Below are 15,915 nucleotides of genomic sequence, written 5' to 3'. Positions count from 1 at the left end.
CAAACGATTGTCTAACTTTAAATAAATATAAATTTCATTTCAAAGTTTACAAAAGGAGTTATAATGAAAATTGTAAAACAAATATATTTTTTATCATTCATTGCATTTCAAATTTTTGCACAGCAATATTTGGATAAACCATTTATTCAAGATTTTGCCGAAAAGTTTGAATTAAGTGTGGATATGGAAAGTGCTGAATTATCTCAAGTAAGAAGTGATAGAAATGGTGTTATGAATATAAATGCAAGTACGGGAATTTTACAACCTTGGGAAAAAAGATTAGTCCCTGATTTGCGATATAGACCATTATCAGATCTAAAAATTATTTCATTTGATACTTATGAAAATCAATTTATTTATTTGACCGATAAAGCAATTTTTAGTTATGCTTGGGCGGGAGAAAAATATTTTGAACATGAAATTAAAAATCCAAATCATTTTGTTATTGGGCATAATTTTACTGTCCTAGTTTCATCCCAAAATAAATTGGCATTATTTCAAAATGAAAAAAAAGTTTGGGAAAAATCCGTTGAAAATATTGAAATAAAAAAATTATTATTTGATGAAAAAGGTAAACGATTTTTGATTTTATCAAGTGATAATTTATTCCAATTAAAATGTCATGATAAAGAGTTTTCAAGTATTTATACCGGTAAGGATTTTACATCTTTTGAAATCATTAATGATAAAATTATTGTGGGAACAAAAGATGGAATTATAAATATTGATTCAAAAAGTAACAAAGCTTCTGACTTGAATACAAAATTGCCGTGTACAGAAATTAATTGCATAACTGAAATTGAAGGAAGATTATGGTTCGGATCTTCTTACGGAGCTTTTGCTTTGCGTGATGATGGCAAATATGACTATTACGCTTCCCTACGCTGGCTTGTTGATGATTTTGTAGTTGATATTTCGAAAGGGCCAGAAAATAGTGTATTAGTATTAACAAAAAATGGTTTGAGTAAAATTAATTTCCTAAAAATGACTTTAGCAGAAAAAGCTGAGCATTTTCAGAAAGTACAACGGTTACGTCATATTCGTTACGGATTTAATGCAGAAGGTTATTTAAAAACTCCGGGTGATCTTTCAACAATGGTTCTTCACGATACCGATAATGATGGATTGTGGACTTCTATGTATTTAGCTGGTGAGTTATTCAGATACGCAGTAACAAAATCTGATGATGCTAAACAAAATGCTTATGAAGCTTTTGAGGCTATGGAAAGATTAACCAAAATTAGTACAGTTAAAGGTTTTCCGGCTAGAACATATGAGATTGATTCGTATCAATCCAGTGATACTGATCCAAATATGTCTGAAGATAAAAAGATTTGGCAGCTTGCCGAAAATAAAAGATGGAGATGGAAATCCACAACCAGCAGTGATGAAAGCTGTGGTCACTTTTTTGTTTATGCACTTTTCGCAGAAATAGCTCCGGATAAAGAATGGAGAGATCGTGCAATTCATCAACTCAAAATAGAAATGGATCACATCATAGAAAATGATTGGTATTTAAAAACTTGGAATGGTGAAATAACTCAATGGGGAAGGTGGCATCCGGATTATGTAAATAAATTCTCAATTCATACCGGAGACAGAAGATTAAATTCTTCTCTCATATTAGCATTCCTTCAAGCTACTTATCACTTTACCGGTGAAGAAATTTATAAGCAAAAAGCTTTTGAACTTATGGAAAATTACGGATACGATGATAATGCAGCTCTACCGGCTACTGTTATTGGATATGTAGAAGGTGAAGATTTAAGTGATACTTGGAATCACTCGGATGATGAAATGTATTTTCTCACAATTCCGAATCTGATAAATTTTGCTTTTAATGAAGAACTAAAAAAGAAATTTTTTGAAGCTGCGAAAAGTCATTGGAATATTGAGAGATCAGAAAAAAATCCATTATGGAATTATTTATATGCGCTAATTGGCGGAAAGGATTATGATTCGGAAGAATCAGCTTGGTGGCTGAGAGAATTTCCAATGGATTTAGTTTCATGGAGTGTTCAAAATAATCATCGTAAAGATCTCGTAAAATTAGAACAAAATTTTAGAAGACAAGAATACAGTGAAGTATTGCCGCAAGATGAGCGTCCATTGCATTTACATAATGGTGCATACAGAAATAACGCAGATTCTAAAGGAAGAGAAGAATATCCGCCATATATTTATCTATTGCCATATTGGGCGGGACGATATGTAAATGCTATAAGCGAACCTTTAACAAAATAGTCGGCAAATGAAATATTTATTTAATAAAATAGTTTTAATAATTTGTATTAACATAATATTTTTTGGTTGCGAAGAAATGCAAAATAAAAATAAAATAATTTTTATTCCGATGGAAGAAAAGCAATTAACATTTAGTACTAAAAATCACGCATTGGATAATAATGATAATTTTTCTCCGGATGGAAAATATTTATGCTATGATACAAGAGCCACTATTTATAATGAAAATTTGGCAAATTCCAAATCAATTGAAAAAGTAGAAATTGAAACCGGTAAGGAAACAATTTTGTGGCAGCCGCAAAATATAACCGGAGAAAATGCTGCTCCGGGAGTTGCCGCAGTGTCTTTTCATCCCAAAATAAATAAAGTAATTTTTATTCACGGTCCATTTTTGGAAGAGGTAAAAGAACGCGGTTATTACGGAATACGAAATAGAAATGGGGTTGAAGTTGACGCTGAGGGAAATGGTAAAATTACAAAAGTAGATTTTCGCGATGTTAAAAATACTCAAACAATTAACGGAGCACATAGAGGCGGAACGCATAGACATGAATATTCAAGAAGTGGAAATCGCATAGGATTTACTTATGATGATTATATTTTGCAGAACTTTGATAGAACGATCGGCTATATTGAAGTAAATCCAAATTCACCAGAAAAGTCAACACATTATTTTTCGGTAATTCTAAAACCGGCAGAAAAAGATAAATCAAAACTGGGAGAAATTGAAAAAGCAAATGATGATTCGTGGATTGATTCCATGGGAACTATGCGGGCATTTATTGGAAAAGTCAGAAATGAAAATGGCATTGATTATGACACAGATTTGTTTGTCGCAGATATTCCATTGTATGTTGATATTACAACATCTTTCTCAGGAAATGAAACGGAATTTCCTATGCCGCCAAAAGGAATAAAAATAAGAAGATTAACAAATGGATTTAAAGCAAGCGGGATTGTCCGCGGCTCTTTAGATGGAAAAATAATTGCTTTTACAGCTTTGGATGGAAACAATTTAAAACAAATTTATATAATTGCAGCTGATGGTTCACAAAAAAATCCTAAAAAAATTACGCAATTAAATTATGATTGCAGCTTTATCCGCTGGCATCCAAATAGTAAATATTTATTTTTTATAAGTGATGGAAATATTTATTCTGTTACAATTTTTTCAGATATGGAAAATAAGTTATTCAAATTTACAAATGATAAATTGGAAAGAACTCAATTGGTAGTTTCTCAAGACGGAAAAAGATTGGCTTATACAATTCCAATCCAGACACGCGATGAAGAAACCAAATTAGTTAAAGACTCTGTTGGAAATGATTTCACGCAAATTTTTATTATGGATATCAATTGGGAAAAAATAAATTCTTCGTTATCAATTTAAGTGAAATTGGATAAATTTTAAAAGAAGAAAGATTAGAAATTATGAGAATATCAGAAAATCCCGGAAGTAGATTTTGACTGGTGCAATGAAGGTTATGTCAGAATGAAATTATATTCTCAAATATATAGATGTTTGGCTAAGTAATATATAATTGTAAATAATATGAAAACAATAACTTATAATTTTTTTTATCTTCTTTTGTTTTTATTTACGAATTGTTCTCCATTTAAAGAAATTAATAATATAAAAATTGGAATGTGTTCAGATGTACATCTTCCAACAATGCATGATTCAAAAGAAAGAATTACAAAGTTTATTGATAGTATGAATACTGCGAAGCCGGATTTTATTATTGAGCTTGGAGATTTTGTTATTCCCAAATTACAATTTGATTCTATGTATGCAATTTGGAATTCGTTCAAAGGAAAAAAATATCATGTAATTGGAAATCATGAAATGGACGGAGGAACAACATTAGAACAAGCATTGGCATATAGAAAAATGGAAAGTTCATATTATTCCTTCTCGCAAAATGGATTTAAATTTATTATACTTAATGGAAATGATAAAAAAGATGTAAATCAAAAAGGTTACAGCACTTTTATCGGCAAAGAACAAATTATTTGGCTGCAAGAACAATTAATAAATGCAGATGAACCAATAATAATTTTTTCACATCAGGGAATTGGAACAGATCCGAACAATCCAAATGAAAGATATTCTGTTGAAAATTCCAAAGATATTAGAGCCTTGTTTGAACATCATAATATTTCAAATAAAATAAGTAAAATAATCTGCTGTTTTAATGGGCATACTCATCACGATTTTGCAGAAGAAATAAATGGAATTTGGTACGTTACAATAAATTCTATGGCGTATAAATGGCTTGGTGAAGAATATGAATTTATTAGATATAGTGAAGAAATTGATAAAAAATTTAAATGGATAAAATATACTGCGCCTTATAAAGATCCGCTTTTTACGATTGTTGAAATATCTTCCGAAGGATTTATTAAAATTGTTGGAAAAAAATCTGAATATGTGGGTCCATCTCCTTGGGAATTAGGTTATCCCGAACATTTACGAAAATTTGTAAAATCGGAAATCACAGAACGGTATTTAGAATTTACTTTGGAATAAATCTGTATAACTAAGTTTTATGGTTAGTTTTACAAATAGTATTTTGCTGATTTTGTAGAATACATTTTATGATGTTTTTTATTTCGTTTCCATTTCATATAATCCAAACATAAAACAAAAGCTTTTGTTTAAATTTCTTATTCATGACAAATGATTTTTTAAGATATAACAAAGAATTGATAAATTGAAAATTTGAGTAAAGAAATCTATTAACAATAAAATTCTTTGCTTATGATTTTACTTTAATTATCTTTATATGTCTCAATACAATCGATTGCCTAATAAAATCTATAATATATATTTTTATTTTCAACTTTTATTTTAAGGGCAGTTTTGTGAAAATAATTTTTAATATAAAAAATTTATCATTCTTCCAGCAAGTATTACTCATTTCTATTTTAGCAAATATTATTTTCTTAAAAGAAGTTTATTCCCAGAAAAATAAAAGTGATTTAGAAAGAATTAAATATCTCAATGAAAACTTAATTGTTGATTTAAGAGTTGGTTTATGGGCTTGGTCTTTACCAACAGATTATGGCAATGAAGGCGATAATGATCTTTTGGATAATTGTCACGATAAACCTTATAACGGTATTTACTTTAATGAAACATTAAAAATATATTTAGAAAAAAACTGGCGATTTTTACCTGATGAAAATAATGTTGGAATATCTGCGAAATGGTATGCAATTGATTTTGATGATTCCAAATGGGTTTCAATTGATGCCGGAGAAAGATGGGAAAATCAAGGTTATCCTAATTTAGATGGAATTGGTTGGTATCGCAAAAAAGTTTATATTCCAAATTATTGGAATGAAAAAGAGATATGGATAAAGTTTAGTGGTGTTAATGATGCGTATAAGTTATTTGTTAATGGTGAATATGTTAGCTCTGTTGGAGAAGCAAATATTAGTTTTGCTGGTAAGGCATCATTCACAAATATTACCAAAAATATATTTTGCGGTAAAGAAAATCTTATTTCAGTTCAAGTAAATGATTTTGGAAACAGCGGCGGACTTTGGCAGCTTCCAATTTTTATTACAACTGACGAAAATGAAACAAAGAATTTATTTAAACCTATTTCATCAAAACCTTTTATTCCGGAAGAAATGGGTTATAAACTTTTTTGGGAAGATGAATTTAATGGAATTATTTTGGATAAAAATAAATGGCAAGTACGTGGCGTTGGACCAAGAGCAGCCGGATTTGTTTCATCTGAAGCTGTAAAAGTGAATAATGGATTTTTGGAATTATCCGCATTAAAAAAAGGTGATTCAATTTTAGTCTGTGCAGTAGGAACACAAAATCTTTTCATGACGAAATACGGTTATTTTGAGTGCCATGCGCAGTTACAAAAATCAGAAGGAAATTGGGCAGCATTTTGGATACAGTCACCAGGAATTTCCAAAGGTGAAGATCCTGCAAAATTTGGTACCGAAATAGATATTATGGAATACTTCAAAAAGAACGGTGATAATTTTGTTTCACATAATCTGCATTGGGCTTACGGACCAAATCAACAAACTATTGGCGGATTGCAAAGTTTTGTCGAAGGCGTAAATGAAGGCTTTCATACATTTTCCCTTGAATGGACTCCTGAGAAATATGTTTTTTTTGTCGATGGATTGAAATATTACGAAGTGAATAAAGCCATATCGCACATTGATGAATATATTGTTTTAAGTATGGAACTCCCAAATAAATTGGAAGAATTGGTTAATTCAAAATTTCCGGATGTCTTTATAATTGATTATATGAAAGTGTATAAAAAAGAATAAAATAATTAAAATTTTAAAAGGAAGAATAAATGAATTTATTAATAACTTTTATCAAAATTTATATTGTGATAATAATTTTATCCATTTTTAGCATAGAATTATCAGCTCAAAATAACACTTCAATTGAAGAAAAAGCGAAAGAATTAATTTCACAAATGACTGTTGAAGAAAAAATAGGAATGATAGTTGGGGATGGAAGATTTCTGCCTTCGGCTGATTCTAAAATGGAAAATATAAATGATGTTTATATCGCAAACCGAAATTCAAAAATTGTTATTCCGCGTCTTTCTCTTAAATCAACTGCACTTACTGACGGACCATCCGGAATTAATAAAGACGAAGCTCCGCAAGGAGCGAAAGAATACACATATACAACTGCTTTTCCAACTTCAACAAGTTTAGCTGCAACTTGGAATACCGAAATTGCTGAACAAATTGGTGAAGCATTTGGAAATGAATTATTAGAATACGATTACGATGTGGTGCTTATGCCTGCATTAAATCTGCATCGAAATCCAAAATGCGGTCGCAATTTTGAGTACTATTCGGAAGATCCGTTACTTTCGGGTAAGATGGCAGCTTCAATTGTTAAAGGCATTCAATCAAATGGAGTTGGAGCAACATTAAAACATTTTTTAGCAAATAACCAGGAAACAAATCGAAGAAAATATAATGCTGTCATTAGTCAAAGAGCTCTACGTGAAATTTATTTGCGAGGTTTTGAAATTGCAGTAAAAGAAAGCCAGCCAAAAGCAATAATGACTTCGTATAATAAATTAAATGGTTTTTATACCGCTGAAATTCCGGAACTGCTTCAAGATATTGTTAGAAAAGAATGGGGATTTACAGGATTATTCATGACAGATTTTGACGGCTATTATGGTGATGCGGTTGCAAAAGTTCGCGCAGGAAATAATATGCTGATGAGTGGAAGTATGGATGAACTCAATGAATTAAAAAATGCTGTGAAGAATAAGACTCTTTCTGAAAGCAAATTGGATGAAAATTTAATTTACAATATGAAGCTAAAATTGAGTTCACCAAGTATGAATAATTATAAACCATCTTACAAACCTGATTTGAAAGCTCATGCAAAATTAGCAAGAGATGCTGCAAGCGAAGGAATTGTTATGCTAAAGAATAATAACAATACACTTCCTATTAATAACAAAATAACTGTAGCCGTATTTGGTAAAATATCTTATCACTTAATTGAAGCTGGAACCGGCAGCGGAGGAATTAGAAGTAATAAATATGCAATTACGGTTAATGATGGTTTGAAAGCAGCCGGATTTAAAATTTTAGATAACCTTGAAAAAACTTATATCGACTATATTGAAAAAATTAGGAAAGAAAATCTAGTGCCGGATTATTTTAATAATCCTAAAATGCGTGCTGATAACGGAATAAAAGACAATAAGGCTCCGGTTCATTTCAAAAAAAGACTCGTAGCATTTAGCAATGAAAAAAATATGTCAATTGATGAAATAAAAAAGTATGAACCAAAATCTCAAATTGCTATTATAACACTTGGCAGAAGTGCCGGTGAAAATTATGAAAATGGTTATCTTCCAATTACTGAAACTGAATTAGGTCTGTTAAGAAATATTTATGAAGTTTATCATGCAGCCGGGAAAAAAGTAATAGTTGTTTTAAATGTGGGTGGAGTATGGGAAACAGAAAGCTGGAGAGAATATGCCGATGCTATTCTTTTAATCTGGCAGCCCGGTCAAGAAGGCGGGCATGCCGTAGCAGATATTATAAAAGGTGCTGTTAATCCTTCCGGGAAATTACCAGATTCTTTTCCGTTAAAATATGAAGATGTACCTTCTGCAAATTACTTCCCTGGTTTGCCTGAAGATGAACCAATAAATTCTTTCTATAATGAAGGAATTTACGTTGGCTATCGTTACTATGAAACTTTTAATGTTCCAACTGCATATGAATTTGGTTTCGGAATGTCTTATACAACTTTTAATTATTCTGAATTACATTTGAGTGATACAAATTTTGAATCCAAAATAATAGTTAAAGTTAAAATAAAAAATATTGGTAAAGTTGCGGGAAAGGAAGTAGTACAGCTTTACTTAAAAAGTCCTCAAACAAAAATTGAAAAACCAAAATATGAATTAAAAAATTTCGCCAAGACAAAATTATTGAAACCTGGTGAAAGTCAACAAATTACTTTTGAATTAGATCAACGTTCATTAGCTTCTTTCTGGAGTGGAATTAGTTCTTGGGTTGCTGATAAAGGCGATTATGAAGTTTGTATTGGTGCCTCATCAAAAGATATTAGACTTAAATCATCTTTTAATTTACAAAACGATATTATTGTTGAAGAAGTTCATGACGTTCTTTATCCAAATTTTATATTAAATGAATTGAGTCAAACTAAAAAGTAAACTTTAATAAAATCATAACTTGTGAGAGTTTTATGAAAGCAAAAATCTTAATTAAATTTATTTTTTTACTTTTTCTAAAAATAAATATTGTCTTTTCACAAAATAATTATGTAAGAATTAATGAATGGATTACAGAATGGAATTTAATCGGACCTTTTCAACTTGAGGAAAGTATTGATAATATAAATCACTTGCAAAAGTTTGAGAAAGATTATTTAATAGAATTTGGAGGTGAAAATAATTTCACATTTAATTATGAAAAAATTATACAAGTAAATGAAGAAAAATTAAAATGGACAAAAATTTATAGTAAAGACTCAATTATTAATCTTGATGAAGCAATATCAAAGAAATCTTATATAACAGCTTATGCATATAAGGAAATTAATTTTGAAAATGACGGCACGTATATTTTTTCGCTCGGGACAAATGACGGCGGGAAATTGTGGATTAATGATATTGAAGTATGGGATTACTCAAGCGGGCGCGGACTAAAACCGGATGAGAATTTAATTCCGGTATTAATGAAAAAAGGTAAAAATAAAATTTTACTTAAAATTGAAGAACGTGGAAATTATTGGGGTTTTTGTGCAAGATTTATAAATTTTAAAATTGATAAATATTTAGAACAAAATAATATTTTTAATGTTGTCTCGTTCCCAAATGGAAAAGCAGAGTTAAGATTTTCATTAAATAAAGAAATTGTTAAAAATTTATTTAAGGAAGTAAAACTCGAAATATTTTCTGATGAATTTAATAATAAATTAATTTGGTCGGGTATTTGGAATCAAAAAAATATAATGGAATTAAGTATAAATGAAAATGTTTTCAAAAAATATTTACTAAAAATATCGGCTGAAAGAAATGATAATAAATTTTGGAATAAAACTATTCAATTTAATTCAGGCGTAAGATCAAAATACGTGCTTTTCGAAAACAAAAAAACTGCATATAAAATAGTTGTTGGCAAAGATGCATTTGAATCCGAGATATGGGCAGCGAGTGAATTACAAAATATTTTACATGAAATAAGTGGAGCTAATTTTCCCTTAGAATATGATGATTCTGAAATATCTAAAAATGAAATTGTTGTGGGCATCAATAAACACTCGGAAAAACTATTAGGAAATAATTATCCTAAGCTGGAATTTAATAATGAAATTATTAATTATGTAAATGTAAGCTCGAGTTTAATTTTGTTTGGCGGAGCCCAGCGCGGAACAATGTACTCAGTATTTTCATTTCTAGAAAATGAATTTGGCGTTCGATGGTACACTCCAAAAGTTTCTGTTATTCCTAAAAAAAATAAATATACTTTTGAATATTTCAATCATCAAGAAAAGCCTTTTGTTCAAGTTAGAAATGATTTTTATTATGAAGCTTTCAATCCAATATGGGCGGCACATAATAAAATCAACGGTGCAATGGGCTTCCGCGAACAGCATGGCAGAATTGAAGGCTATTGGTCGGTGCATACTTTTTATAGATTTATGCCGCCCTCAGAATTTTACGATAAACATCCGGAATATTATAGCTTAATTGATGGAGAAAGAATTCATGAAAACGCACAACTCTGTTTAACAAATCCGGAAGTTTTAGAAATCGTAACTGAAAGATTAAAAAAAGTTATGATTGAGGAGCCATCGAATTTAATTTACTCAGTTTCACAAAATGATTGGAGAAATCCATGTCAGTGTGAGAATTGTCAAGCAATTGTTAAAAGGGAAGAATCTGAATCCGGAGTTGTGGTTTGGTTTGTAAATCAAGTTGCGGAGAAAATTAAAAAAGAATTTCCAGATAAATATGTTGGAACTCTTGCTTATCAATATACAAGAAATGCTCCAAAAAATATTAAGCCAAATGAAAATGTTGTAATAAGATTGTGCAGTATTGAATGCTGTTTTTCACATGATTTCACGAGTTGTCCGGAAAATCAAGAATTTCTAACTGATTTAAATGATTGGGCAAAAATATCACCACATCTTTATATTTGGGATTATATCGTAAATTTTAGTCATTACATTTTGCCGTATCCTAATTTTTATGTATTGCAGCCGAACATTAAAACTTTTCATGAAAATAATTCAATTGGAATTATGGAGCAAGCCGCATATCAAAGCCGTGGCGGTGAATTCGCTGAGTTGCGTGCTTATTTAATTTCAAAATTGTTATGGAATTCCGATGCAAATGTTGAAAAAATAATTGATGATTTTATGTTTGGTTATTACGGAAGAAGCGGTCAATATATTAGAGAATATTTTGATTTGCTTCATTCGCAAATAACGTCGGATACTCATATTCACTTAGGATTAAAAACTGATGATGTGATATTTTCAAATGAATTTATAGAAAAATCGGATGAAATTTTTAACAATGCGGAAATTGTCGCAGAGAATAAAGAAATAAAAGAAAGAGTTGAATTGGCACGATTACCACTTATGTATTTAAAATGTTCGAGAGATCCACTAAACTCAAAATATGATGGAACTTATGAAAGATTTAAAGAAATTGTTGATAGAGAGGGAATAACACATTTTGCAGAAGACGGCAAGCCCCATTTAGAAGCTTTCCATAAACAAATTATAAATGCAAAATAATTTATTTTATAAAACAATTTTAAAAATTTATTTTTGGATAACTAAATGAAAACAAAACATATTTTCAAAATTTTTATAATTACTAGTATTTTAATAAAAGCTCAGACACAGATAAGTGGAGAAATAATTTTTCCATTGCAAGAACAGCATGTACATTCAAGCAGTATTGTTGAATTGACAAATGGCGATTTACTAGTTTGCTGGTTTCAAGGAAGCGGTGAACGATGGGCTAATGATGTAGTAGTTAACGGAGCTCGGCTTAAAAAAGGTGAAACAAATTGGAGCAAGCCTTTTTTAATGGCGGATACTCCAAATCATCCGGATTGTAATCCAATGCTTTTTCTTAATCAAGAAAATAAATTATTTTTATTTTGGATTGTTATTCAAGCCAATAAATGGGAAACCTCAATTTTAAAATTTAAAACTTCATCTGATTATTCTAATAACGACGCTCCAATTTGGGATTGGCAGGATATAATATTATTTACACCAGATGAAAAATTTTCAAATACAATTGAAAAACAATTTAAAGAAAATGAAGGGACCGAATTAGTTTGGGCAGAATATGCTCCGACATATGAATCAATGATAATCGAAGCTTCGAAAGATACTAAGAAAAGAACAATTGGTTGGATGACAAGGACTCATCCTACAATTTTAGAAAATGGACGAATTTTACTGCCGCTTTATTCTGATGGTTTTAATCTTTCAATGATTGCAATTTCGGATGATAAATGTAAAACATGGACAAACAGTTTACCAATTGTGGGAAGGGGAAATAGTCAACCTAGTATTGTTCAAAAGAAGGATGGAATGTTAATGGCTTTTATGCGAAACGATGGAGATTTTCCAGGAAAAATAATGACAAGTATTTCTGATGATAACGGTAATAATTGGAGCTTCTCAAAAAAAACAGAAATTCCAAATCCCGGTTCAAGTCTTGAAGTTATAAAACTAAAAAACGGTAATTGGTTTATGATTTTTAATGATGTTGAAGATGGAAGATATAGTTTTGCCGCCTCACTTTCTGATGATGAAGGAAAAACTTGGAAGTGGAAAAAATATATAGAAAAATCCGAAAAGGGAAAAGGCTCATATGCATATCCATCCGTTATACAAGCTAAAGATGGAAAGATTCATTTAACTTATTCTTATCATTTGCCAAATAATAACAATTCAATAAAACATGTTTGTTTTAATGAAGATTGGATAAAAAACTAATTTAACTTTTATGGAAAATTATGAAAATTGAAAAAGAATTTTGGGGATATACAAAAAAATCTGAAAGTGTTGATTTATTTACCTTAACAAATAAAAACGGAACGAAAATTAAAATTTCAAACTACGGCGGAATAATTCAATCTTTATTCACTCAAAATAAAAATGGAAAATTTGAAGATATTGTTTTGGGATATGATAATTTAGAAAGTTATTTAGATAAGACTCCATATTTCGGCTGCATTTGCGGAAGATACAGTAACAGAATAAATAAATCGAGTTTTATAATTGATGGAACAAAATATAATTTATCAGCAAACGAAGGTGATAACCATTTGCACGGCGGATTTATTGGTTTTGATAAAGTCGTTTGGAATGCTAAGGAAATTCAGAATGAAAATGAAGTTGGAGTTGAACTTAATTATTTAAGCGGTGATGGCGAAGAAGGTTTTCCGGGAAATTTAAATGCAACTGTAAAATATTTCTTTACAAATGAAAATGAACTTATAATTGAATATTCTGCAACGACTGATAAATCAACTCATGTGTGTTTGACAAATCACACATATTTTAATCTATCGGGAAATTTAAATAATTCAATTTTGGATCACCAATTGTGGATTGATGCGGATAAATATATTCCGATTGATAATCTTGCAATTCCTTCCGGCGAAATTAATTCAGTTATAGAAACTCCTTTTGATTTTACAAAAAGTACAAAAATCGGAAAAAGAATTGATGAACATAATACGCAATTAATAAATGGATTTGGCTATGATCATTGTTTTGCATTTAAAAATTTTGATGGAAATTTAAAACCTCAAGCAAATCTTTTTGAAGAAAATAGCGGAAGATTTATTGAAATGTTTACAACCGAACCGGCAGTTCAGCTTTATACTGGCAATCATCTTGACGAAAGTTTTATTGGAAAAAATGGAATTGCATATAAAAAAAGAACCGGAGTTTGTTTGGAAACCGAACATTTTCCGGATTCACCGAATAATCTAAATTTTCCATCTACTTTGTTAAAACCGGGCGAAGTTTATTCATCAAAAACGGTTTATAAATTCAAAACTATAAGTTATTAAAAGCATAAATTTGGGAAAGTGAAATGCAGACAAATTATGATAAATTAAAACAAATATTTAAAAAAATTAATGAAACAAAAATTGGTTTATACGGTGATTTTTGTCTCGATGTATATTGGGTTTTAGATCCGAGAGGTTCTGAAATTTCATTGGAAACCGGATTACAAGCTCAAGCTGTGAAAAAACAAAATTATTCATTAGGAGGAGCTTCAAATGTTGCGGCAAATATTGCAGCGTTAAAGCCAAAAGAATTAAAGACTTTTGGAATTTATGGAAGCGATGTTTTTGGTTCGGAAATGATTTCTCAGCTAAAATTACTAAATGTTAATATTGATGGATTTGTTTTGCAGAAAGAAAATTTTGATACATATACATTTTCAAAATTAATTTTAAATGGCAAAGAACAGCCAAGAATTGATTTCGGAACTTATAATATTAGATCGAATGAAACAGACGAAAAATTATTAGAAAATATTAAAAACTCAATAAACGATTTAGACATTTTTGTAATAAATCAGCAAGTTCCAGGAAGCATTACAAATGAAAAATTTATTGAAGGATTGAATGAAATTATTTCGGAAAATTCGAATAAAATTTTCCTTTTGGATTCAAGACATTTTGCTTCAAAGTTTAAAAATGTTAGTTATAAAGTAAACAATAAAGAAGCGCTTATTTTAGCAAATCAAGATTCAATTGATAAAAAAAATCCAAATGAAAATGAATTAGAATTAATCGCCGAAAAATTATTTACAAAAACGAATAAACCGGTTTTTATTACGAGAGGAGAAAACGGAATTCTTGCATTAGACAGCAATGGATTTTGTGAAACTCCCGGAATAAAATTGGATTGTGAATTAGACATTGTTGGCGCAGGAGATACTGTTTTTTCAGCAATTGCATGCGCATTAGGATCAAGATGTTCACTTCAGGAAACTATTGAGTTAGCAAATTTAGCCGCAGCCGTAACAGTGCAAAAATTATTTCAAACCGGAACTGCTAATGAGATTGAAATTTTAGATTTATTCGAAAAAATTAATATGAAAAATTCTGTGTAACACTCTTAAATTGACATTATATTTTTGATTGTTTATCTTTAACATAATTAAACAAACGATTGCATTTTAGAATTATTTTTATGATGAAAAAAACTTGTAAAATTATAACTAATATTTTTATTATTGTTTGTATTACCTTTTCGGAAATATTATCACAAACAAACGATACAACAAATTATAAATGGGTTCCAAGTTTAGTTGGCGGATTAAATTTTAGTCAGATTGCATTTAGTAATTGGACTAAAGGCGGTGAAAACTCACTTACTTGGACATTAAATGTTGATTTTAATCTTAATTTTGAAAATGAGAATTTGGGGTTCAAAACAAAATTTAGATCACTTTACGGCAGAACAAAATTTGATGGTAACGATTATAGAACTAACGAAAACGAAATTTATTTAGATCAAATTCTTTCTTATCACGTTGATTGGAAAGTTGACCCGTTTTTCAGCAATTCTTTTAGAACTCAGTTAACAACCGGATACGACCATTCCGCACCAAAGCCAGTTAAAGTTTCAGATTTTTTCGATCCGGCAATTATAACGCAAAGTGTCGGATTTACTTATGACAAATTAACTGCTTTGCAGACACGACTTGGAATTGCTCTTCAGCATACAACAACCGATATTTACAGAAAATATACAAATGATGTTGAAACACTGAACAAAGAAGAATCGTATAAATTTGAAACTGGATTTGAAAGTGTAACTAACGCAAAAATTAATTTAGATGATAATATTATTGCAGAATCAAATTTGATTTTGTTTACAAGATTTGAAGAAATTGATGTTTGGGATGTTAGATGGGATAATAAAATGGTTGCAAAAGTTAATAGTTGGTTAAACGTAAGTTTTACTTACAATTTTATTTTTAAAAAGTCAGAATCAATTATTGCACAAATGAAAGAATCATGGCAAATGGGTATAAGTTATAATTTTATTTGAAAGTATTAATTTTTCTCGCCAAAATATTTTGTTAATTAAAGTTGCCGCAAAGATTTTCA

At 29.8% G+C, this 15,915-nt stretch carries 10 protein-coding genes; all 10 read left to right on the top strand.

Annotation, left to right across the window (positions count from 1 at the left end; translation table 11 throughout):
* Window positions 1–63 precede the first annotated feature (63 nt).
* Entirely contained in the window at window positions 64–2,244 is a 2,181-nt protein-coding gene (locus IPH62_16800) for a hypothetical protein (GenBank protein MBK7106933.1), read from the top strand.
* A 76-nt stretch (window positions 2,245–2,320) separates the two neighbouring features.
* Complete coding sequence (locus IPH62_16795; protein MBK7106932.1) at window positions 2,321–3,634, top strand: DUF3748 domain-containing protein; 1,314 nt, start codon at window positions 2,321–2,323, stop codon at window positions 3,632–3,634.
* 162 nt (window positions 3,635–3,796) lie between these two features.
* On the top strand, window positions 3,797–4,774 hold the full coding sequence (locus IPH62_16790; protein MBK7106931.1) for a metallophosphoesterase: 978 nt from the start codon (window positions 3,797–3,799) through the stop codon (window positions 4,772–4,774).
* 335 nt (window positions 4,775–5,109) lie between these two features.
* Window positions 5,110–6,552 carry a family 16 glycosylhydrolase gene (locus IPH62_16785; GenBank protein MBK7106930.1) on the top strand — a complete coding sequence of 481 codons (1,443 nt, stop codon included), beginning with the start codon at window positions 5,110–5,112 and terminating at the stop codon, window positions 6,550–6,552.
* Between the two features lie 29 nt (window positions 6,553–6,581).
* A complete protein-coding gene (locus IPH62_16780; GenBank protein ID MBK7106929.1) occupies window positions 6,582–8,954 on the top strand; it encodes a glycoside hydrolase family 3 C-terminal domain-containing protein in 2,373 nt (790 codons plus the stop codon).
* A gap of 32 nt (window positions 8,955–8,986) precedes the next feature.
* Complete coding sequence (locus tag IPH62_16775; protein ID MBK7106928.1) at window positions 8,987–11,551, top strand: DUF4838 domain-containing protein; 2,565 nt, start codon at window positions 8,987–8,989, stop codon at window positions 11,549–11,551.
* Between the two features lie 45 nt (window positions 11,552–11,596).
* Window positions 11,597–12,772, top strand: coding sequence for an exo-alpha-sialidase (locus tag IPH62_16770; protein ID MBK7106927.1), 1,176 nt, complete (start codon window positions 11,597–11,599; stop codon window positions 12,770–12,772).
* A 20-nt stretch (window positions 12,773–12,792) separates the two neighbouring features.
* Window positions 12,793–13,857, top strand: coding sequence for a galactose mutarotase (locus tag IPH62_16765; protein MBK7106926.1), 1,065 nt, complete (start codon window positions 12,793–12,795; stop codon window positions 13,855–13,857).
* 23 nt (window positions 13,858–13,880) lie between these two features.
* Window positions 13,881–14,912: a hypothetical protein gene (locus IPH62_16760; GenBank protein ID MBK7106925.1), complete on the top strand. Its 1,032-nt coding sequence runs from the start codon at window positions 13,881–13,883 to the stop codon at window positions 14,910–14,912.
* 80 nt (window positions 14,913–14,992) lie between these two features.
* A complete protein-coding gene (locus IPH62_16755) occupies window positions 14,993–15,856 on the top strand; it encodes a DUF3078 domain-containing protein (protein MBK7106924.1) in 864 nt (287 codons plus the stop codon).
* Window positions 15,857–15,915: the final 59 nt, after the last annotated feature.

The sequence above is a fragment of the Ignavibacteriota bacterium genome, assembly GCA_016708125.1.
GTDB lineage: Bacteria > Bacteroidota > Ignavibacteria > Ignavibacteriales > Melioribacteraceae.
The sequence above is the reverse complement of the archived record's forward strand: the minus strand, read 5'-3'. Positions and strand labels throughout refer to the sequence as shown.

What these genes read in the sequence shown, in the direction of transcription:
- IPH62_16795 (MBK7106932.1), top strand. Translation starts at nt 2,321, where the DNA reads ATGCAAAATAAAAATAAAATAATTTTTATTCCGATGGAAGAAAAGCAA.
- IPH62_16755 (MBK7106924.1), top strand. Translation starts at nt 14,993, where the DNA reads ATGATGAAAAAAACTTGTAAAATTATAACTAATATTTTTATTATTGTT.
- IPH62_16760 (MBK7106925.1), top strand. Translation starts at nt 13,881, where the DNA reads ATGCAGACAAATTATGATAAATTAAAACAAATATTTAAAAAAATTAAT.
- IPH62_16775 (MBK7106928.1), top strand. Translation starts at nt 8,987, where the DNA reads ATGAAAGCAAAAATCTTAATTAAATTTATTTTTTTACTTTTTCTAAAA.
- IPH62_16765 (MBK7106926.1), top strand. Translation starts at nt 12,793, where the DNA reads ATGAAAATTGAAAAAGAATTTTGGGGATATACAAAAAAATCTGAAAGT.
- IPH62_16770 (MBK7106927.1), top strand. Translation starts at nt 11,597, where the DNA reads ATGAAAACAAAACATATTTTCAAAATTTTTATAATTACTAGTATTTTA.
- IPH62_16790 (MBK7106931.1), top strand. Translation starts at nt 3,797, where the DNA reads ATGAAAACAATAACTTATAATTTTTTTTATCTTCTTTTGTTTTTATTT.
- IPH62_16780 (MBK7106929.1), top strand. Translation starts at nt 6,582, where the DNA reads ATGAATTTATTAATAACTTTTATCAAAATTTATATTGTGATAATAATT.
- IPH62_16800 (MBK7106933.1), top strand. Translation starts at nt 64, where the DNA reads ATGAAAATTGTAAAACAAATATATTTTTTATCATTCATTGCATTTCAA.